Origin of the sequence: Acinetobacter tjernbergiae DSM 14971 = CIP 107465 (assembly GCF_000374425.1) — a bacterium.
Lineage (GTDB): Bacteria > Pseudomonadota > Gammaproteobacteria > Pseudomonadales > Moraxellaceae > Acinetobacter > Acinetobacter tjernbergiae.
In genome coordinates this window covers 38855-60901 of record NZ_KB894376.1, presented here as the reverse complement: position 1 = coordinate 60901, position 22047 = coordinate 38855, and the positions used below count along the sequence as shown (strand labels likewise).

Below are 22047 nucleotides of genomic sequence, written 5' to 3'. Positions count from 1 at the left end.
ATTGTGCAGCGGTAGTTCAGTTGGTTAGAATATCGGCCTGTCACGCCGAGGGTCGCGGGTTCGAGTCCCGTCCGCTGCGCCACTTTAAATTTGCATTGCAGGATAGAGTTAGATACATTAGATTTATTCTGATCTGTCTAAACAAATTTTTAAAGCGATGCTTTAAGTTTGTTACCTCACTCAGGGCGCTTAGCTCAGTTGGTAGAGCGTCTGCCTTACAAGCAGAATGTCGGCGGTTCGATCCCGTCAGCGCCCACCATAGTTTGTGACATCATACTTCTTAATGAAGTATAACAGTGCAGCGGTAGTTCAGTTGGTTAGAATATCGGCCTGTCACGCCGAGGGTCGCGGGTTCGAGCCCCGTCCGCTGCGCCATTCTCTTAATATCATTTTTTGAGAATGTTTGTTTTAACAAGTATGCTTATACTTGACTCTGATACGAGTTTACTCTCGCTCAGGGCGCTTAGCTCAGTTGGTAGAGCGTCTGCCTTACAAGCAGAATGTCGGCGGTTCGATCCCGTCAGCGCCCACCATATATCTTCTAAATAATTAAATTCTTGTAACTCATATCAAATTATCTTATGATTAGCATCAATAATGATTCTAATATTGAACTAATTTATGAAGAACCCTTATCAACGCAAGGCTGCGTCGAAATCACAAACAACAACATCTCATTCTTCGCCAAAAGACCTATATCGTCAATTTATCCAAACTATTATTTTGCAACGTCAAGTGATTGCTTTATATCATGATGGGTGGGCTTTATGTTCAACGCCCTCTGGTCAACATGCTTTATCCATATGGCAAAACAAAGGCCTAGCAAAATTACTTATTAAAGATCATTGGGCAAAATATGATGTTCAAGAAGTATCATTATTAACCTTTATTGAAAAAATGATTCCTTTTCTAAAAGAAAATAATACGATTTTATCTTTAGATCTGACGCCTGAAGGAAATAACTTACTTGTACCAGCAGATACTTTTTTGTTGGATGTAAAAAACTTTCTTTATCAGATTTATTTACAACGACCAGATGTATTTGCTGAATTACAATTGCCGTTGCCACGAGAAATTAGATTACATAACTAAAAATAGAAGTTGATTGGGGGATTCCCCAATCAATATTCATTGAGTAACCAACCGCTTGCATAAGCAAAATATTCTCTTAACCACGCATTATATCGAGTCTCTAAGGGTGTGCTTGCGCCTAACATAATGGCATGGCGATAACCTTGCTTTCGAGCGATTGCTGAGGCGCGCAAGGTATGAAAGTCACTGGTGACGATTGCAATCGGTTGCTGAATGTTAATCTGCTGTGCCTGTAATAAGGTCTGACTATTTTTAAGATTCAGTTCAGTGCTGGTACTTTTATCTTCTAAAATGATCTGTGAAGTAGGGATGTGATGATGCTGTTGTACATAACATGACATGACGATGGCCTCGCTATTTGTTTCACCAAAATCAATACCCCCAGTCATGACTAATTTTGCAGTGGGTTGGGCAAGTGCAATCGGCGCAGCACGATCTAAACGCTTAGCAAGTGTTGCAGAAGGTTGCCCATTTTTAACACCAGTACCTAAAACGATGATAGCTTTGATTGGAGCAATGTTTTGGTTTTTAATTTGATGATTCGAAAGATAATGAAAAAAATAGCCTAAGCTAATTAACCAAATCCAAAAACATAACCAGCCAAAACGCCAAATTGAATGCAAGCGAAAATGATAGAAAAAGAAACGTTCAATATGATAATAAAAGCAAGCATAGAGGCAGAAAAATAATCCTAGGAGAAAAGGGAGTACTGTACCGATATGAATTTTTTTAAATGCGATTAGGATAGCCCCATCTAAAAATAGAACTGAACCAATAAGGGCTAAAAAAATACGAATCCATGAACTTATTTGCATAATCTTCATTGTAGTCAATTTGAATCGTGCTCAGTGTATGCAAAATTAATAGAAAGGCAAACCCTCTAAACGTTCGTTAAAAAACGAGTGATGATGCACTCGTATTTTTAATACTAACACTTAAGTTGGATTAATAAACATCACGACGATAACGCCCAGCTTGTCTGAGGGCATCCACGTGTTCTTCGCCAAGAATTTCTATTAGCGCTTGATCGACACCTGTTGCCATACCTTCGATACTACCACAGACATAAATGACAGCACCTTGCTCAACCCATTTGCTCAGCTCTTCAGCCTTGTTGCGTAATACATCTTGCACATAGATGCGCTGCTCCTGATCACGAGAAAAGGCGAGGTCTAGATGTTGTAGTGTGCCCATATTTAGCCAAGCTTGAATGGTCTCTTGATAAAAGAAATCATGTTCACGTTGGCGTTCGCCAAAGATAAGCCAGTTTGCTGTATAGTTTTGTCGGTTACGCTGTTGTAACAGGCTCATCAGTCCTGCAATACCTGTCCCGTTACCAATACAGATAATCGGACGGTTGTCATCGATTAAGTGGAAAGATTCGTTAGTGCGAATCCGTAAGGAAATAGGGTCTCTGAGTTGTGAAAATTCAGTTAACCAGCCTGAACCTAAACCTAATTGAGCATTCTCATCACGCTTTTGACGTACTACCAGTCGTAGGCATTGCTGTGCTGGAATGCTTGCAATTGAATATTCACGCGTTGGTAGTACGGGTAATTGCTTGAGTAATTCTTCTAGATTGCTAAAAGCGTTGAGATCAACTCTTAAATTTTTATCCCAAAGTGCCTGTTCAATGTTTTGATTCAATGACTCAACAATTGTTTGGGATGGGATTTGGTATTTAATCAAAAAGTTTTGAATCTCTTTAACATTGTTCCCTGATTGAATCTCGGCAATATCTCCTGCATGCCAAGTGACATCATGAGGAGCTGTTAGTTCAATATGATAAGCAGCTTCTCCTAAGCTATTTGGATTTAAAATATGGCGTTGGCTTAATGTCCATTGATCAAACACTTTGTCGATATTCATGGCATTAAGTTCATGCTTGGTCACATTAGATAAAGCTTGATTCCAACGCTGAATATCATTGGTGCTGGCATTATCTACTTCGATTAAATCGAATAAGGGTTGTGCATTGCATTGTTTTAACCATCTATCTACTGCATAGCCGAAGCTGCAATAACTGTCAGGATATTCTTTAGATCCGAGTGCCAAGACTGCATATTGTATTTGACTTAGATCAAGGTCCTGCTGCATCAATTTTTTACTGAAACTTGTTGCTAAGTCGGGTGCTTCGCCTGTTCCATAGGTACTGATGAGTAATAAAACTTGTTGTGCTTGTTGTAGGTCTTGTTCAGTCAGTTGCTGAATTGGTTTAACGATCGTTGGTTGTTGTGCTTCTTGTAAGCTCGTTGCTGTACGCCAAGCGAGTTGTTCTGCTACACCTGTTTGCGATGCATAAGTAATCATCCAAGGCTTGGTATTTAGATCAATTTGCTGTGGATTGAGTGATTGACGTGCAGCAAGGGTTAATTTTTTTTGCTTACGTCGTTTAAGATAAAGCATCCAACCTGTTACAAAAAACAAAGGCATTGCCAATGAAGCCAACATCGCAATGAATTGATAAGTTGAACCAAAAAAACTACCTCGATGTACAGGCAGCATACTGCTCATGATTTTCTCATTGAGTTTTTTCTGTTCATACAGTTCAAATTTTTCGAATTTATTATCTTGATAGTTATAGATTGCTTGGTTACGTGCGCGTTCATGTTGTGGAATTGCATCGACAAAAGAAAGCTCAATTTTGGCATCATCATGCTTTGGAATATTTAAGGTGAGGCTTGAATATTCACGCCCAATTTGTGCATTTACACCGTTCCATGTGTGGGTCAGGATGGTGTTGAGTTGCTGCTTTTGCAGTTCGGGTTGTTTATCTTTGCTATGTTCATTATTTTGTTGATTCCGTTGTGGTTGTTCTACGCCCATGACGTTGAACATGCCTGCACGCCACCAATCATAAGACCAGTATAAGCCCGTACATGCGAATAATAAGTAGAACACAACCATCCATGTTCCAACGACAGCATGTAAGTCCCAAATAAAATTGCGACCTTTGAGTTTAGGTTTAATAAAAAACCATTGTTTAAAGGAGTGTTTCTTTGGAAAGCGCAGATAAATTCCACTTAAGACAAAGAAGATCAGTATCAACGTTGATGCGCCAGTAATTTGTGCCCCAAATTCACCTGCGGTCAAATTACGATGTAAACGCTGAATAAATTGCAGCGTATCACGCCCTTTAATGTCAGGTAATACCTCTGCTGTGTATGGATTAACCATCATGTTATAACCACGACGAGCACCTTCTTTTTTAATATTGACGGTTGAAGATGTGGTCGGATCTGATGCAATCGTAATGCTATTAATTTCAATCTCAGGCTGTTGTCGATTGAAATGTTGATATAGTTGGGCAGGGGTGAGTTTAGGCGTTTGAGCGACTTCAACAACATAGCTGTCTTGATTCAGCCATTTTAAAATTTGTTGATCATAAGAATAGATTGCACCCGTCACGCCCATTAAAGAGAGGATGAGACCCGCTGTGATCCCTAAAAACCAATGGATTTGGAAGAAAACTTTTTTAAACATGGTCAGAAAATAAGAAGAAAAGGAGATTCATTTAAAAATTATAACTGAACAATGGGGCGATAATATGTATGTTGTGGGTAATATTGATTATTATTATCATTAAATTAATACGGTTAAAAAAACCTCTCATCAAGAGAGGTCTTTGTATGAATAATGGATTAGATTGATTTAGCTGCGCCTACCGTTTCATTTAAATGTTTGCGTATGGTTGTGAACGGGAAATTCTTTGAGTCCATACGTTTTGGTAAAATATATGCACCTTGTTGTTCTTCACCTTTTGGTGTTTTTACCTTGAAATTCACCAAAATAAAATCAGGAGAACTGTACCATTCGTAAATGTCTTTCCAACCAATCGTTGCGGTGCCTTCTTGAAGTCCCATCTTTTGGCGCATCACAATACCATGTTGTTGAACACCTAAACGAAGTCCTTTGATTTCTTGAACAGGGAACTCATTCATTTTACGTTTTACGTACCATTCAAGACCAAATTTTTTCACAAGATAAAAGAGGATCACACCGACCATCACGATCCAACATAGGACTGTTGAATAAGTCGAATAATATTTAATGAGTCCTGCTGAAACCAATGAAAGCACCACAAGTGCAATCATAATCATCCATGCTTTTTTACTGAATTTATTGGTGCTACGCCAAATCATCAGTTGAGCTTGACGTTGTTCAACTTCAGAAACTTCGTAAGGAACAGGTTGTAGCGTATAAGCGTATAGTGTTTTGGCGGTCATAGTTTAAAAAATAAGTTTAGAACTGGGTTAAGTTTAACACCAATTGGCACTCAAAGATATTATGCCAATGGCTGATACATTAGAGAGATGCAAACTCAGTGCCATCTTCATTTGGTTCATGGCTTAAACTCTGTTTGAGCATACTTAAACGAGTTAAAATACTCAGCATGAGCGAAAGTTGTTGCAAAATGATCAAGGATTTTTGATTATTTTCTTCTTTGCGATTTAAATGCTCACGGATGGTCTGCATCATATTTTGTGCTGATAAATCAGGGACTTCATCTCTGAGTAGTGCGCCTTGGATATCATCAAGTGCTTGATCGAGCAGTGTTAAAATCTCCTGATCTTGGATTTGTTCACGGTGAGCGCCTAGTGCAGCGATATAGCTTAAAAAGGTATGGCTTAAGCAGAGGAATTCAAACGCTAGGGTTTTTTGCGTAGATTCAATATTGGGTTCTGTGGCAAGTGTAGAAATTAGTGAAGCAACCTCTGCATCAGTATTGTGCGCAGCACGTCTGACCACACGATAGTTTAGTGCATTGTTACGTCCTTGATGGTATTGCTCAACCACTTCTGCTAAGTATTTACATTGTGCTTGCAAAGAACGTTGGATTGAGCGGGGAAGTCGACGAAACTTCCAATCGGGCCAAATAAAACTGACCCCAAACCATGCCAATGCACAGCCAATCAGCGTGTCAATAAAACGAGGTAAGCCTGCTGCAAAAGCAGAACCGTCTAGATTAAAGTTAATTAAGGCAAGAATCGTAATAAAAGCTGTGGCTTGAGCATATTGTTTACTGCGAAGTTCTAAAAATAAGACGCCGCTGAGAACCAACATGACCAATTGCCCTTCGATCGAGGGAATGAAATAAATAATCGCAAGACCCACAATAATGCCCATCAAGGTTCCGACAATTCGTAAGTATAAGCGGCGTTTGGTGGCATTAAAGTTGGGTTGGCAAACAAATAGTGCGGTCAGTAATATCCAGTAGCCATAAGCAATATGCGTTACTTGAATAAATACATAACCAATAAATAAGACAATCGAGAGTCTGACAGCATGGCGAAATAACACTGATTCAGGGGTTAAATGTTGCTTAACACGTACAATGATGTCATTCCAACCTTTTAGGTCATCATCTTTTAATTGGTTTTCAGCTTGTTGCGCATTAATTAATTTTAGATTGCGTTCTGTCTCTAAATTTTGTAGTTGTGCATCAATTGACTTTAGGTTTTGGTAAAGTGCAAATAAAGCATTAATACGCACTTGATCATAAAGCCCATCTTCTCGTAGTTTTTCTAATGAAATGCGTAAATTTTCAAAGCTGTGCTTAAAGCGTTTGTTATGTACATAAGGACTACGGCTTAAAATAGAATGGGCTAAATCCTGACACGCTTTGCCTTGAATGGATAAGATTCGTTGGAAGCGAAATAAGATATCGCTGTGTTGAAAGACTTTAGCTAGTTTTTGATAATCAATATGGGCTGAGTCGGCACGTTCATGAATGTCTTGGGCGACAAAGTAATATTGTAAACTTCGGCGAGTATCTTTTTGTCCTCGGTCACCTTTTAAACGGGTTAAAAGTGACATGCGCATTTCATTAAAGATCGCCACTAATTTGCCATTTTCTAGCGCTAAATCAATCATACTTTGTTGATAGCTAGAGGGTGTCATATCGACGTCAAATAAGTTTGATTTTGCATATAAGAAGCTGCCTAATGCTGAATAGGAAGCTGAAAGTTGGTCTTGCACTTTGCGGACAGGAAAGAGCAAGAAACTAATGGTTGAGAGTAATCCGTACCATGCAGCACCGAGCACTAAAAACGTGGGTTGAAGATACCATTGTTCAAATAGATGTACACCCAACATGGTATAGACTGAGACGACCAAGCACCCATAGGCAATCGTTGCGTAACGTCGCCCTAGCGAACCCAATAAGATCCAACCGATACATGAAACAATGAGTCCAATTGCAAAAACAATTGGATAAGGAAATAACAGTTGTACCGAAGCTGCTGTGATGAAAAACCCGATATAGGTATAGATCAGATTCAGGATACGAACAGAAAATCGATCATCAATATCACTAATCGCTGCGGCAACCACGCCTAAGGTCAGTGGAATCGTCGCCAATTGAGCATTTAAAAGATATGGAACGAATGCAGTCCCTGCGAAGGCAATAAGCATACGCACGTTATACATAAACGTGGTGTTATAGGTTGCTTGTTTTAAACGCGTTAGCCAAGGATTCAAAGTTTGTCCTTTTTGTATCCGACAATCAATTTGTCATAAAGTTTGTTAACACTTTTTAGCGTATCAACAGACTCTAATATTATGCACAAATATGTTGAGGATGCTAAGCTTAGAAAATAAATAAACTTGAATAGTAGAGTATTATGCAGGCAGAGCAATCAAATCAGCGTCAGTATTCAACAGCATGGATTTTATTACTCGCTTTGTTAACAGCCCTCGGCCCATTATCAATTGATATGTATTTACCCGCATTGCCGCAAATGGCAGATGAGTTTGGGGTAAGTACACAAATGATAGCAAATACACTCCCTGCTTATTTCTTAGGATTGGCGATTGGGCAGTTGATTTATGGACCTGTCAGTGACCGTATTGGACGTAAGCCACCTTTATATTTTGGTCTCAGCCTTTATGTAATCGCAAGTTTAGCTTGTGTGTTGACAACAAATGAGTGGGCTTTGATTGCCGCACGGATTTTTCAGGCTTTAGGTGGCTGTGTCGGTGTTGTGATTGCAAGGGCTGCTATTCGTGATCGTTTGGACATGCAAGGCTCAGCTCAAGCTTTTTCTAGCATGATGATTGTAATGGGGCTTGCACCTGTTCTTGCCCCCATGTTTGGTGCATGGGTTTTAACGTTCTTTCCTTGGCAGGCGATTTTTCTGACCTTAGCAACGGTTGGAATCATCTGTTGGTTCTGTGTACATTTCTTTTTTAAAGAATCTTTGCCAGTTGAGCGCCGTTTAAAGTTATCAACCTATCAAGTGACGACACTTTATGCTGCAATCCTAAAAGATGACAGTTTTAGAGTGCCGATGTTTGCAGGTTGTTTAACAGGTGCGGCATTATTCTGCTATATCAGCTCTGCTTCGGCAGTTTTTATGGGACAGTATGGATTGTCTCAGCAACAGTTTTCTTATGCGTTTGCATTCAATGCGGCTGGGATTATGTTGATGTCTTCAATTAATAAACATCTCAATACCCGTATGGGCATTTTTCAGCGTTTACGTCTGGGTGGTTCCATTCAATGTTTTGGGGCACTCGCTGTATTTGGTACTGGGTTAATGGCAGATGCACCGTTATGGTTGTTAATGTCAGGCTTATTCTTTGTGGTGTCTGGAATTGGTTTAACAGGTCCAAATGCGATGGCTTTGGCAATGTCTCAACAAGGTGCGCGGGCTGGAACTGCGAGTGCAATCATGGGCAGTATGCAGTTTGCTTGTGGCTTGTTGGGTGGAGTAATTTTAAACTTCTTAGTTTGGAAAGCATCACTGAATATGGGCATCATGATGGTGCTGTTTACCAGTGCAGGATTGTTTGCCATTTTAAAGGTTGGAAAACAACTAAAACACAGTATCTCTGCATAGAGATACTGTTACAGAATCGTTTATTCGTCTAAAAATACCGTAAAATTTTCAACGGGTTCACGAGGTGTAATGAAGCTGTTGACGATATGATCTGGATCGGCATAACCTAAGGCAACGGTACATACTAATTCTTCATCTTCTGGGGCATCTAATACCTCTAAAACGATGGGATGAAAATGATTCCACGCTGCTTGTGGGCACGTATCTAAGCCACGTGCTTTGGCAGCAACCATGACATTTTGAATCATCATGGAAATATCCATTTTTGAACCAATGCCCATGGCTTTGTTTACTGTGAAACAGAGTGCAACAGGTGCGTCGAACAATTGGTAATTGCGTAGTTGTTGCGCAGCCATTTTTTCTTTTTCGCCTTTTTGGATTCCAAGCAAACCATAGAGTCCCCAACCATTTTCACGACGACGGTCAATAAAAGGGGAAATCCATGTTTCAGGATAATAGGCGAAAGTTTCTTGGTATTGTTCTGCAAGTTCTGGTTTTTGGAAAAGTTCAATTTGTGCTGTACAAACACGGTCAATCATTTCAGCACGTTTTTTACCCGTAATGACATATACTTTCCATGGCTGGGTATTTGTTCCTGATGGCGCACGTGAAGCAACGGTTAAAATATCTTTGATGGTTTGTGTTGCAACAGGTGTATCTAAAAATGCGCGTACAGAATGGCGTGACGTAATTGCATCATCCACATGACGGATTTGTTCCATATTCATCTTCATGTTCCTAAGCTTGTTACTTTTTCTCATGCGGTGAGACTATAAAGTAATAAAGTGGATTTGAGGATGGCTTTTTAGTCGTAGATCAAAATTTGAGTGAAATTTGGTCAGACATAAATAAATCGGTGATACTGCACGAAGACTTTATTTTTTGTTTTATTTATGTGAAAAAGAAATATATTTGTAACACAATGAAATAGAAATGATATTTATTGATACACACTGAAATCGTTATGATAATTCGAATAAAAAAATACACACAATAGTTTAAATTTATGCATAATACGCCCTTTTTTAAAATTGATTAGGCTTTTCTGACCAATAAGGTGAGAGAGGTTTTCTATGATAAGCATATTTATTTACCCAATTTTATGCTTATGTAAAATGTTGAAATATACACGAATACAGGAGCTTCTCATGAGTTTACCTCTCATCCGTAAGCCGTTCATAGTTCAGGGATTGGCGTTTACCATTGCTGTCTTAATGATGAACAATGTGCAGGCTGCAAACGAACAAGAGCAAATTCAACAACTTCGAGATGAAGTAAAAGAATTAAGGGCTTTACTAGAACAATATGTTCCACAGTCAAAACAAAAAAATGAGATGCCTCAACAAGCTACACAAACATCTGTGGCTGCGCAGAATCAGAATATGCCGAAGCAGACTGAAGTATCTCCTCAACCATCAGCTTTAAGTTTTAATTCTGCTTCAGGCGCACAAGTTCAGTTATATGGTTTTTTACGTGGCGATGCATCGTATCAAGCCAAAGGCGGCGATGGCATTTTCAACCGAATCAATAAAGTTGATCTTGAGGGAAATGAAAAAAATAGTGATCGTTTTTATAGCACTGCGACGGTGACACGATTAGGTCTCGACTTTAAAGCACCTGTTCAAGATGCAGATGTTGGTGGGAAATTAGAAGTTGATTTTCGTGGTGGTAGTAGCAATGACACGATTCGTATTCGCCATGCTTATTTAAGCTTTAATGATTGGCTATTTGGTCAAACAACATCGACATTTTTGGCAACAGATTTACAGCCAGAAATGATTGATTTTAATTCACCTTTAGGTGTGGGGACATATCGTACCCCTATGGTGCGTTATAGTGGACAATTCAATCCTGAACTTAGTTATTCGGTCGCTTTAGAAAAAGGCAATGACGACAACCGAGTGCCTGCTTTAACCTCAAAGTTAAAATATGATTTTGATGATGGCAAAGGAACAACGTCTACTCGTGTGTTAGTGACAGAGGCACGTAGTAAGGTAAATTATGATCAAAATAATAAACAATTGAGTGCTGACGATGCTGATTTAGGTTGGGGCATTGCAGTCGGTACAAAGTATAAATTTACGGATTCATTACAGGCGATGATTGATTATTCGCATGTTAAAGGCGATAGCAAATTTTTACTCTATACCAATAATACTTTTAATGTGAATCCCAATAATTTTGATTTAAATCTAAATGAGTTTGATGCGCTGACCTTCGGCACAAGCTATCAAATCACCTCGAAATTACGCAGTACACTCGCGTATGGTGCAATGTTTGCAAATGATGCGAATCAATTTGCGCAACAAGCATCTGTCGATACCACGCAGAACAAAACCTTGCAACAAGGTTGGTGGAATATGATGTATTCACCTGTGCCACCCGTTACTTTGGGGGTGGAATATATCTACGGTGAACGCAAAACCTTTAGTGGTCAAAAAGGTAAGGATAACCGTGTAGGTGCAATGGCTCGCTATAATTTCTAATCCATCTATTGTGTAGATGTAATCATCCATAAAAGCTTTACAACTTTATCAGGCATGAGTTCTCACAAGGAACTGTATGCTTTTTATAAAGTTGATTGAATTTCAACCCATTTTGAGAGTTACTATTTTAAAAGTAGGACAGTAATTTTGATTGGGCGCGATGAGCAGATTCACTTAATGGTTTAATCTGATTTAGGACAAAATTATGGATTATATTTTGCACCCGACATTTAGTTTAATGTTGGCGGTACTTGTGTTGTATACAGGGCGATTATTAAATAAAAATATCCCTTTTTTAACCAAATACAATATTCCTGAACCTGTGGCTGGCGGCCTCGTAGGCGCTATTATTTTTTATATTGTTCATTCAACGACAGGCTATACCATTTCAGTCAATAAATTGATGCAAGATACCTTTATGTTAATGTTCTTCGCATCCATTGGCTTGAGTGCAAACTTTCATAAATTAAAAGAAGGCGGTAAGCCTCTCGTGATCTTCCTGATCGCAATTTCAGGCTTCGTGGTTATCCAAAATGGCGTCGGTATGGCAGTGGCTAAACTGGTTGGCTTAGAACCATTGATGGGCGTTGTGGCTGGATCCATTGCACTGATTGGTGGCTTAGGAACATCGGGGGCATGGGGACCTATTTTTGAAACAAAGTATGGTGTAGAAGGTGCGTTACCTCTAGGGATCGCAAGTGCGACCTTTGGTATGGTCATTGGTGGTCTCATGGGCGGTCCCTTAGCTCGCTATCTGATTCGTAAACACCAACTCGCTTCACCGCTCAATACCATGCAACGCTCAGATAATAGTGCGCAACCGCTTACAGAGAGCGAGTATATATTTGAAGCACCACAAAAAGTTCGCTTAATTACTGCTGATAATGCCATTACCACGCTCGGTATGTTTGCCTTTGCTTTGGCATTTGCTGAAATCATGAAGAACTTGACCTTGGGTACAGCATTTGAACTCCCTACGTTTGTGTGGGCATTGGCAGGCGGTATTTTACTGCGCAATGTGATTGAGCTTGGTTTTAAGCGTCCTATTTTTGATCGTGCAATTGATGTGTTTGGTAATACCGCTTTGGCACTATTTTTAGCAATGGCATTGGTATCGTTAAAGCTGTGGCAGTTAACCACACTGGCATTACCTATGTTGATCTTGTTGATTGCTCAAACCATTGCGATGTGGTTATTTGCCGTCTATGTTTCGTTCAGAGTCATGGGCAGTAATTATGATTCTGCGGTATTGGGTGCAGGATTATGTGGTTTTGGTATGGGGGGAACTGCCAATGCAATTGCCAATATGCAAGCAATTACCAATGTGTATGGCCCTTCACATAAAGCCTTTTTGATCGTGCCGTTGGTCGGTGCTTTCTTTATTGATTTAGTGAATGTGGTTGTGATTCAAATTATTTTGAAATTTTTTGCCTAAATCGGATCAAAAGCCCCATGTGGGGCTTTTTTGATTCATCTATTGTTATCGTGCCTGTACTAATTGTACATGCCGTATTGAAAAGCGAATAAATGATGAATGGACAATTAAATGACACCCTAATGGCTTGGGTCAGTTTTTTTAATGACCCTTTATGGGATTTTCTAGTTATTTTCCTATTGGTGGTTGGTGTTTTCTATACGATTGCGACTAAAGCTGTGCAGATCAGAATGTTCTTTCACAGTATTAAAGTCATGAAAGGCAGCCGCAAAGGTGATAAAGATACGCACGGATTAACTCCATTTCAGGCATTTGTAACGGGATTAGCCAGTCGAGTTGGGGTAGGAAATATTGCAGGTGTTGCGATTGCGATTGCGATTGGTGGGCCTGGTGCAGTGTTTTGGATGTGGTTCACTGCGATTTTGGGGATGAGTTCAGCTTTTATTGAATCTTCACTCGCTCAACTATTTAAGGTTAGAGATAGTAAGACTCAGCAGTTTCGGGGTGGACCTGCGTACTATATTACCCAAGGTTTACGCAGTAAAACCTTTGGGATGGTTTTTGCACTCGCACTGATCTTTACCTACGGTTTTGTCTTTAACTCAGTTCAAATCAATGCCATTGCCAATGCTTCTTCACATGCATGGGGGTGGGACAAAGCAAATCTAGTTGCACACTTATGTGGGATTGATTTAGAAATCTCATGGGTGGGGCTTGCACTGGTGGTGATGGTTGCCTTGGCAATTTTTGGTGGTATTCAACGTATCGCAAAATTTGCTGAAATGTTCGTGCCTTTAAAAGCAGGTCTCTATTTAGCCGTTGCCTTATATATTGCGATTAGTAATTACGAGTTATTGCCTGGTATTTTCAAACTGATCTTCACCGAAGCTTTCCAATTTAATGCAGCAGCAGGCGGTTTCTTTGGTGCAATGGTTTCTATGGCGATGATGCAAGGCATCAAACGTGGTTTGTTCTCAAATGAAGCGGGTATGGGTTCTGCACCGAATGCGGCAGCGGCATCTGATGTAAAACATCCAGTGAACCAAGGTTTGGTACAAATGTTAGGTGTGTTTGTAGATACCTTTATTGTATGTACCAGTACCGCGATTATTATCTTAGTTTCAGGTGTTTACCATGATGCTGGATTTGTTGGGGTTGAACTGACTCAGCGTGCTTTAGAAAGCCAAGTCGGGAGTTGGGGCGGAGATTTCCTCGCAATTTTATTATTCTTATTCTGTTATTCGGCTGTTTTAGGTAACTATGCTTATGCAGAAGGAAACATGCAGTTTATTAATAATAATCCGAAAGTGATGTTTGTCTTCCGAATCTTAGTTTTGGTGATGGTTTATTTCGGTGCGATTGGTAGTGTTCCTTTAGTTTGGTCATTAGCAGATTTGTTTATGGGGATTATGGCAACCATTAACTTGGTGGCAATTTTACTATTAACCCCGATCGCACGAACCTTATTAAAAGACTACACCTCACAGTTGAAAAAAGGGATTAAAGAACCTGAGTTTAAGCTTGATCATTATCCTGAATTGAAGAAAAAAGTAGATTCTGATATTTGGTAAATGATTTAAATCATAGTTGTTGATCTATCTCAATTTAAGCTCCTTTCAAGGGGCTTTTTTTATGGAGATATTATGAATAAATGCTAAAAAAGTGATACAGCATTTCGTGTTTAATGGCGTTAAAATTAAAGTATGACATAAGATAGATATGGCAAAACGGCATATGAAACAGCTTAAATTATTGACTCTTGGACTTTCAATGGTGATTTTTGCAGGTTGTCAAACCACCTCACATTTAAGTCCTGTCGTTGAAGATGCTCAAGTACAAGCCGTTGTTCAGCCTTTTGCTGAGATCAAACAACAGCAAAAAAGACCTGTTATCGCTCTGGTTTTAGGCAGTGGCGGTGCGCGTGGGTATGCACATATTGGCGTACTCGAAGTTTTAGAACAACAAGGCATTCGCCCAGACTTTATTGTAGGTACAAGTGCAGGCAGTATCGTGGGGTCGATTTATGCCAGTGGTAAATCTGCGGCTGAGATGAGAGAGATTGCGCTTAAACTTAAAGCCAACGATGTTCGAGAGCTTAATGTCAGTTTAAAAGGTTTCTTGGATGGAAAAAAAGTTGAGGACTATGTGAATGAACAAGTACACAACATGCCTTTACAGAAAATGAAAATTCCAATGTATGTGGTTGCGACAGAACTAAAAGATGGGACTAAAACTGTATTTAATCATGGGAATACAGGGCAGGCAGTACGTGCATCTGCTTCGATCCCAAGTATGTTTGTACCCACGAAAATTCGTAATATTGAATATGTTGATGGTGGGTTGGTCAGCCCAGTACCCGTGGAAGTCGCACGTGATTTAGGGGCGGATATTGTGATCGCTGTGGATATTTTGGCGCAACCGATTCATACAGAAACCACCAATGTTTGGGGCTTGTTTAACCAAAATATTAATATTATGCAAGGACGTTTAGCTGAAGAAGAGTTGAAAGATGCGGATATTGTGATTCAGCCTGATCTACGTGAAAAAGCCCATATCTTTGATGTCAAAGGGCGTGAAATGACCATGCAGGCGGGTGTTGATGCAGCAAAAGAAAAATTGGAAAATATCCAATGGGCGATTCAAAGTAAAACTAAACAGACCGATTCAAATCAACAAGATTTAGTTTTAAAAATGAATAGCTCAACGCCATCACCATAGAAAAAATGCTTTAGTGATGATAGATGGATTGAGTGCTTAAATTCGTCTATCACGCTGACTTTGATCAAACAAATTGTAAATGCGATACAAAAAGCTATCAAAAAAATGAGAAAACGGGTAAATAACAACAATTCATTAAACTTTTTTATCAGACAAATTTAAGTTTAAGCTCATAGGATAATGCTTTTGTACAATCGCAACTCAACAAGGATTGTTAAATACGATGTTTAAATCTTTTTTCCCTAATCCACGCTTATTTTTCATTTCGGTGATTGTGTGGTTAGCTCTGAATATGCTGCTTTGGTATACAGGTGGTCATAGTTGGGGTGAATATATTGGCTTTCCTAAAGGCTATGCTGATGCTGAACTTTCGGTCGGGGTCAGCCGTTTTTGGGAATCTTCATCACTCTGGTTCTATTTGTGGTTTATAGTTGCTACAGGGTTATTTGCAGGGTTCTGGCGGTTTTTTTCTGATAACAAGTGGCAAAACTGGTCAATATTGGGATCTGCATTCATACTGTTTAATATCTGGTTTGCAGTACAGGTGAGTGTTGCTGTCAATGCTTGGTATGTTCCATTCTGGGATTTGATTCAGAGAATGTTGACCAATGGTGGTGGGAATATTGCTGATTTATATAGAGAATCAATGGTGTTTCTATATATTGCAATGGTTGCAATTACTCTTGCCGTCGTAAATTCTTTTTTTACCAGTCATTATGTATTCCGTTGGCGGACAGCAATGAATGAATATTATACTGAACACTGGCAGCAGTTACGTCATGTAGAAGGGGCAGCGCAACGTGTGCAGGAAGATACCATGCGGTTTGCTACGATTGTGGAAGATTTAGGGGTTGAGTTTGTAAAGTCTGTGATGACACTGATTGCTTTTTTACCCTTATTATTTCAGCTTTCAAAACATGTTCCTGTGATTCCATTGGTTGGAGAGTTACAATATTCTTTGGTCTGGGCTGCCATTACATGGGCAATCTTCGGTACAGTTTTACTCATGGTGGTAGGTGTTAAATTACCAGGACTACAGTTTAATAATCAAAAGGTTGAAGCAGCATATCGTAAAGAATTAGTTTACGGTGAAGATCATGCTGATCGTGCACAACCAGCAACGTTAAAAGAGCTTTTTGGACGTGTTCGCAAAAACTATTTTCGATTATATTTTCACTATACGTATTTTAATTTAACAGCCTCATGGTATGGTCAACTCGATGTGCTCTATAGTTTAGTCGTCTTATTTCCTGCAATTGCGGGGGGATTATTAACACTCGGTTTAATTAATCAGATTCGTGGTGTCTTTATACAAGTTGGGACATCTTTCCAGTATCTTGTTAGTTCATGGAAAACGATTATTGAACTGTTATCGATTCGAAAACGTTTAAAAGCGTTTGAATCTATTCTTGATAAAGATTAAGTCATTCATTAATAAAAAAGCCTGCACATAGCAGGTTTTTTTATGCCCATCTTTTTATTAATGGGTCGTATTGTAGAAATTTAGAATCGTTCCAACCACGTGTTGTTGTGATTTGTCTAAAGTGACTTTGATTTCTCTAAAGTTAAACGTGTCTTCATCCTGATATTTAGCAATGCCATGCGTTTTGTTATTTAAACTTGGAATTTGATAACTAAAGAATGCGACTTGTTTGGATGGATGTACCACGTTCAGCAATTTTTGAGGGTCTTTATAACCGCCGTATTCATATTCCATACTTTGTTTCAACAGGGTTGGAAAATAAAGAGTTGCATAGGGCATACCGCAACCAACACAAAAAGATGAGTCATATAGTTGAATTGCTTGTTTCTGATCTGGACTCATCAGTAGAGCTGATCCAGTACCATTTGCACCCGCACTTGCTTGAATATCGTTCCAGTCTTTGGGTACTAAGACGATACCAATTTCAGGAATAGCCAATAATTTAAGATGTTTCGCTTGTATGGCATCCAGTTTGAAGTCGAAATGGCAGCTTTTCGCTGAACATTGTTTAAAGTCTTTTAATAAGCCATCATCGGCAGGGTTCAGCACTGTTACGCCATAAAAGGGAACACGAACATCTTGGGCAAAGGATGCTTCGCCTAAGCTATAAATTTGGTTTTCAGTTTTACGCTCTTGCACGGTGTTGGAAAATTTAGGCAAAGTAGGTCTGAAATGGGTCACTTCTGCATGAGTGATTGATGTGAAAATAGAGAATAACGTCACGATCAGTAAGTTTGATTTTTTCATTTTAAAATGTAGCCGTTTTACGATTGATCAAAAAGGAGCATACGCTTTTATACAAGTCCATATGACTCGTGGACATAAAAAACATTTAAACTGTTGCTGACTTGAAAATAAATAGATTGTTGAAAGAAATGAAACCGATGAAAAATATAGTTCCAATTTGCTTTTTGTTTGTGATGAGTTCGACCAGTTTTGCGCAAGAAATCAAAGGCATTTCATTTTCACACCAAGACTGGGAAATTTATTGTAGCAATACGGGGACATGCCGCGCTGCGGGTTATCAAAATGAAGAAGGTCAAAATGAACCTGTATCTTTATTATTGACCCGTCAAGCAGGTGCAAAACAGGTGGTGAGTGCAGCGTTTGCACTCGCGAATTTTGAAGAGCAATCACTGCCAGCCGCGAAACTTAAAAATATTCATTTTTATATCAATGGGAAAGATTTGGGGCAAGTTGCTGTAGATGGAGCAGATTTTCCAATTATGGGGAAACTCTCGGCAAATCAGGTCAATGGATTGCTGCAACAAGCGAAACAAAAGACAGAAATTGTCTTTAAAAACGCTCATCTTGAATGGCGAATTTCTGATGCAGGAATGACTGCTGTTCTATTGAAGATGGATGATTTTCAAAAACGTGTTGGTACAGTGGGTGCATTAATTAAAAAAGGGCAAATGGATGAGTCCAAAGTCTTGGCTGTTCAACCTAAACTGGTTGTGAAACAGGTTAAAACAGCCAATAAGCCTTATCTAACCTTACAGCCTAAAACGAAACAGTATCAATCCGTATATCAGCTTTTGATGGCGGCACAGCCAACACCCAATGAAGAGGGTTTCTGTGAAGGCATCTACAATGGTGATGGGGCAGATCCTCAGCCGATCGAGCTTTATAAGCTAAGTAACAATAAAGTATTGGCGATGACTTTGTGTTGGCGAGCAGCCTATAACGAGGGTTATGGTGCGTGGGTACTTGATCAATCATTAACAGGAAAAGCGACTTTCGTGACGGAACATGCCTCTGACTTTGGTTCAGGGTTGATGGGCAGTGCGCAGAAAGGACGTGGCATCGGTGATTGTTGGTCGAGTGATGAATGGGTGTGGGATGGTCAGAAATTTGTACACACCAAAGATATGTGGACAGGCATGTGTAAAGGTTTAGCCGCAGGCGGTGTATGGGAGTTGGATCGGATTGAAGCGATTATAAAATGATGCTTTGAATATAAAAAATAGCCAAAGGAAATAAGATTTTGAATAATAAAATTAATTTGAACAGAATCATTCTAGTTGCGGCATTCAGCTGCTTCAGCACATTCATTTTTGCTGCACCCTTACAAATACTTGACTTTAAAAAAGGGCAACTCAGCCAAACGGAACAGACACAGCTATGTGAACAGGTGAAAGACTTATGTCAGCAGCGTGCGCAATGGCTTAGTTTAAAAGCTACTGACCAAAACTTATGGTTATTGTCAGATGGAAATGTTACTCAATTTGGCATCTCGGCCACTGGATTTAAATTGTTACAACAGTGGCATATTCAATTATCTCCTACGGATGAAATGGCAAGATCGGGGCAATATGTTTTTCCTAAGCTATTCCCTATGGATCAAAATCGTTATGCAATTGCCGTGATTGATACCTTTTCAGAAATGTATTCGGGTGGTGGTGCAGGAATTGAACGTGCTAGTTTTTATGAGTTAAAGGATTCAGGTCAGACACATCGTTTTATTGAAAATTATCCGTTTAGTTTTAATCGTATGATTCGGGCATGTTTCTCAGAACAAGATTATGAAAGTTCTAAAGGCAAGTGCCATGATGAGGATAGTTTGAGTTTAGATATTCGTCCAATCAAGCCGATGTTATGGCAATTTCGCTATCGTTATAGTTCTGATGTATCGCCTGCATCGGATTTGGGCGAAAAACCATTTAAGGGGAGTCGAAATCTCAATATTGATTTGAATGAAGCACCGAAGCAGCCAAATATTCCTGCAAATTGGGATTATCAAGGACAAGGTTAAGTTCGAGATTTACATTTTGCCTAAGTTTTAAGGCTTTGGGCTTATGCAATTTACAGCGTCATAACAGATGATTTGTATAGTGCGTGGTACAAAGAGACAGATTGCTTTTTGGAACTGTGTTTATGTCTCGTGCTTATACTTCTGCTCTCTGTAAATTTTCTCATTTAAGTCGTTCTATGTTAATGGCTGTGGCTGTGTTTGGCACAACCCAAGTGGCAATGGCAGGGCCAACAGTCGATCAATTGAGTGATTGTTTAGTAAAAGCCACAACGGCAGCGGATAAGACCACGGTTTTGCAATGGACCTTTAGCGCTTTGGCAGCACATCCAGATTTAAAGTCTTTTAGTAATGTCACGCCTGAGCAGAAAACCCAGTTGGATCAGAAATTGGCACAGGTGTTACAGCGTGTGATTGTAGAGCAGTGTTCTACACAAACCAAAGCTGTGATTCAGGCTGAGGGGATTCAAGCGGTTGGAGAGGCTTTTCAACAGTTAGGTCAGAGTGCAGGGCAGGATATTGTTAAAGACCCTGCGGTCAGACAGCAGTTGCAAGGCACGTTGCGTTATATTGATTTAAATAAGCTAGTCACGACTTTTTTAACGCCTGATGTGTTGGGTAAGTTTGAGTTTGGGCAATAGATAGCAAGGCTTAAAAAGAGTAAAGGCTATTAATTTGCAAGATTCAATAGCCTAAGTATTCTATAGATAGATGTAGTTGGTATTTAGAATTACTGAATAATTTGCTTTGACTATAAGAAGTAATAGCCAAATGTTGCTCTATAACCATTAGCATCGAGATAGTTCCATATGTGACTAGCAAAATTTTTCTCGTTGTTTGCACGGTTATGTCCTTTTTGATTGCCGAATTGTGGTTTACGCTTGGCGAGTGATAAGCTGAACGAATAGCAATATAACTAAACTTTTTTTACAGTGGTTCGAGTAGTTTTTTGGCAGATTTTTGTGCCTGTACAGATGAAAATGACAGGGAGGTCTAGGAAATTGGGTACACCGTACCGATTTGTGATTTCGCTATATAGGAAGTCGTACATAAAGAATGAATTTGACAGTTGAATAGTTCGTCAGTCTTCAAGTTTAGTGATAGAGAATACTTTTTGATGATCGTGTTTGATGTGCTTGTCTGTTTAAAATTTTGAAAATTAAATAATAGCTCTCTCCTTTGTCAATGGAAAGGGAACCACGCGTATCAAATTGATTACTTGACGTCCCCCTTTGAAAAAAGGGGGACTTAGGGGAATTTGGATATGGCATTTAATCGAAATAAAAGGGAGTTTATTCGTTACCGATAGTACTTAAAGCGTTTGGTATAAATTTTTCACTAAAACCTGAGAAGAAACAGACACTCATTAAAAAAGAAAATACCAGTATTTCCATCTTTAACATTTGCAAAAATAATTTCTGATGATAAGAGAACGAAACAAGCTAATCCTGCAATTACGGCAATTGTATTTCTCTCTAAACCATATAAAAAATACATAAATTTATTTGTCGCTTCCATGATAAATATGGACTGTGATTTTAATGAAACTGAGAAAAATCCACCAATTCCTGCAAACATACAACAGTAGATAACAGACAATAATATTTCATTGTTCGAGAAAAATTCCGAGTTTCTATAAACATACGAAAAACAAGCAGATATCACACCTGTTAACGTAATAGATAATGCTCCTGCTAGATAAGCTAAACGTCCCCACAGCTTGTCCTCATACTCTTTTTTTATATCATTTGTAATCTCTTCTAAAAGGTTATTTACTTCGTCTTCTTTATTTGGTTCTTGCAATATGATTACAACAGCGGAGGCTGCTCTTTGTTTATGAAGAGGATTGTCTCCTGATTTATATAAAACAGTTTTTAATTTATCGAACTTGTTTTTAACACGGTTAAATGCATGACAAATTTTTTTTGGATCGTCATCTTGCTCGGTGTAAATTAGAACCTTAATTGTTTGATGGACGGACTCTTCAGTAGTGTCGTATATTAGATATTCATTTCCCCTAGCATAAATATTTTTAATAGGGTAACCATTTAGATCAGGAACTCCAATTTTTAACGAAGCTAATGTTTCCTGTTGTTCTTTTAAATATTTTTCTGCTTCCGAAATTGTGTTTATCTCTGGCGAAATCTCTACTGATGCATTCATTTTTTGTAATAGATAAAAGATATAATATTAAAACTTAATAAAAATCAATTCAATAGTATTGTTGTAGCTTATGATAA

At 39.0% G+C, this 22047-nt stretch carries 17 protein-coding genes and 4 tRNA genes; 14 read left to right on the top strand and 7 right to left on the bottom strand.

Going from position 1 to position 22047, the window contains the following annotated elements:
- Window positions 1-5 precede the first annotated feature (5 nt).
- The 5 genes from C502_RS0115785 to C502_RS0115765 all read left to right on the top strand — a co-directional run bounded on the left by C502_RS0115785 (window position 6) and on the right by C502_RS0115765 (window position 1092).
- Window positions 6-82: transfer RNA gene (locus C502_RS0115785), tRNA-Asp, on the top strand.
- 101 nt (window positions 83-183) lie between these two features.
- Window positions 184-259: transfer RNA gene (locus tag C502_RS0115780), tRNA-Val, on the top strand.
- Between the two features lie 39 nt (window positions 260-298).
- Window positions 299-375: transfer RNA gene (locus C502_RS0115775), tRNA-Asp, on the top strand.
- An 82-nt stretch (window positions 376-457) separates the two neighbouring features.
- Window positions 458-533: transfer RNA gene (locus C502_RS0115770), tRNA-Val, on the top strand.
- A gap of 88 nt (window positions 534-621) precedes the next feature.
- Entirely contained in the window at window positions 622-1092 is a 471-nt protein-coding gene (locus tag C502_RS0115765) for a DUF2750 domain-containing protein (RefSeq protein ID WP_018679757.1), read from the top strand.
- Between the two features lie 29 nt (window positions 1093-1121).
- Here C502_RS0115765 and C502_RS0115760 read toward each other — a convergent pair whose 3' ends face one another.
- The 4 genes from C502_RS0115760 to yccS all read right to left on the bottom strand — a co-directional run bounded on the left by C502_RS0115760 (window position 1122) and on the right by yccS (window position 7572).
- Window positions 1122-1907, bottom strand: a complete 786-nt coding sequence (locus C502_RS0115760; RefSeq protein WP_018679756.1) for a YdcF family protein — start codon at window positions 1905-1907, stop codon at window positions 1122-1124.
- Between the two features lie 130 nt (window positions 1908-2037).
- On the bottom strand, window positions 2038-4575 hold the full coding sequence (locus tag C502_RS0115755; protein ID WP_018679755.1) for a PepSY domain-containing protein: 2538 nt from the start codon (window positions 4573-4575) through the stop codon (window positions 2038-2040).
- A 158-nt stretch (window positions 4576-4733) separates the two neighbouring features.
- Window positions 4734-5318: a YcxB family protein gene (locus tag C502_RS0115750; protein ID WP_018679754.1), complete on the bottom strand. Its 585-nt coding sequence runs from the start codon at window positions 5316-5318 to the stop codon at window positions 4734-4736.
- Window positions 5319-5397: 79 nt separating this feature from the next.
- Window positions 5398-7572, bottom strand: coding sequence for a YccS family putative transporter (yccS, locus tag C502_RS0115745; RefSeq protein ID WP_018679753.1), 2175 nt, complete (start codon window positions 7570-7572; stop codon window positions 5398-5400).
- Window positions 7573-7715: 143 nt separating this feature from the next.
- On the opposite strand from yccS, the gene C502_RS0115740 reads away from it, so the two are divergent.
- Window positions 7716-8933: a multidrug effflux MFS transporter gene (locus tag C502_RS0115740; RefSeq protein WP_018679752.1), complete on the top strand. Its 1218-nt coding sequence runs from the start codon at window positions 7716-7718 to the stop codon at window positions 8931-8933.
- A gap of 20 nt (window positions 8934-8953) precedes the next feature.
- On the opposite strand, the gene C502_RS0115735 is transcribed toward C502_RS0115740, so the two are convergent.
- A complete protein-coding gene (locus C502_RS0115735; RefSeq protein ID WP_018679751.1) occupies window positions 8954-9661 on the bottom strand; it encodes a nitroreductase in 708 nt (235 codons plus the stop codon).
- Between the two features lie 420 nt (window positions 9662-10081).
- On the opposite strand from C502_RS0115735, the gene C502_RS0115730 reads away from it, so the two are divergent.
- The 5 genes from C502_RS0115730 to sbmA all read left to right on the top strand — a co-directional run bounded on the left by C502_RS0115730 (window position 10082) and on the right by sbmA (window position 16995).
- Entirely contained in the window at window positions 10082-11419 is a 1338-nt protein-coding gene (locus C502_RS0115730) for a DcaP family trimeric outer membrane transporter (RefSeq protein WP_018679750.1), read from the top strand.
- A gap of 205 nt (window positions 11420-11624) precedes the next feature.
- Window positions 11625-12854, top strand: coding sequence for a sodium/glutamate symporter (gltS, locus tag C502_RS0115725; protein ID WP_018679749.1), 1230 nt, complete (start codon window positions 11625-11627; stop codon window positions 12852-12854).
- Between the two features lie 95 nt (window positions 12855-12949).
- Entirely contained in the window at window positions 12950-14425 is a 1476-nt protein-coding gene (locus C502_RS0115720) for an alanine/glycine:cation symporter family protein (RefSeq protein WP_026315822.1), read from the top strand.
- A gap of 163 nt (window positions 14426-14588) precedes the next feature.
- The gene (locus C502_RS0115715; protein WP_026315821.1) at window positions 14589-15572 is read left to right on the top strand and encodes a patatin-like phospholipase family protein; all 984 of its coding nucleotides are present in this window, start codon (window positions 14589-14591) and stop codon (window positions 15570-15572) included.
- Window positions 15573-15795: 223 nt separating this feature from the next.
- Window positions 15796-16995: a peptide antibiotic transporter SbmA gene (sbmA, locus tag C502_RS0115710; RefSeq protein WP_018679746.1), complete on the top strand. Its 1200-nt coding sequence runs from the start codon at window positions 15796-15798 to the stop codon at window positions 16993-16995.
- Between the two features lie 57 nt (window positions 16996-17052).
- On the opposite strand, the gene C502_RS0115705 is transcribed toward sbmA, so the two are convergent.
- Entirely contained in the window at window positions 17053-17802 is a 750-nt protein-coding gene (locus C502_RS0115705; RefSeq protein ID WP_018679745.1) for a DUF4850 domain-containing protein, read from the bottom strand.
- 128 nt (window positions 17803-17930) lie between these two features.
- On the opposite strand from C502_RS0115705, the gene C502_RS0115700 reads away from it, so the two are divergent.
- The 3 genes from C502_RS0115700 (at window position 17931) to C502_RS0115690 (ending at window position 20448) form a co-directional block, all read left to right on the top strand.
- Window positions 17931-19004 carry a DUF1176 domain-containing protein gene (locus C502_RS0115700; protein WP_023274681.1) on the top strand — a complete coding sequence of 358 codons (1074 nt, stop codon included), beginning with the start codon at window positions 17931-17933 and terminating at the stop codon, window positions 19002-19004.
- A gap of 35 nt (window positions 19005-19039) precedes the next feature.
- Window positions 19040-19810: a hypothetical protein gene (locus C502_RS0115695; protein WP_026315820.1), complete on the top strand. Its 771-nt coding sequence runs from the start codon at window positions 19040-19042 to the stop codon at window positions 19808-19810.
- A 122-nt stretch (window positions 19811-19932) separates the two neighbouring features.
- Window positions 19933-20448 (top strand): hypothetical protein, encoded by a 516-nt coding sequence (locus C502_RS0115690; protein WP_018679742.1) that lies wholly within the window; start codon window positions 19933-19935, stop codon window positions 20446-20448.
- 697 nt (window positions 20449-21145) lie between these two features.
- Here C502_RS0115690 and C502_RS0115685 read toward each other — a convergent pair.
- On the bottom strand, window positions 21146-21970 hold the full coding sequence (locus C502_RS0115685) for a hypothetical protein (RefSeq protein ID WP_018679741.1): 825 nt from the start codon (window positions 21968-21970) through the stop codon (window positions 21146-21148).
- Window positions 21971-22047 lie beyond the last annotated feature (77 nt).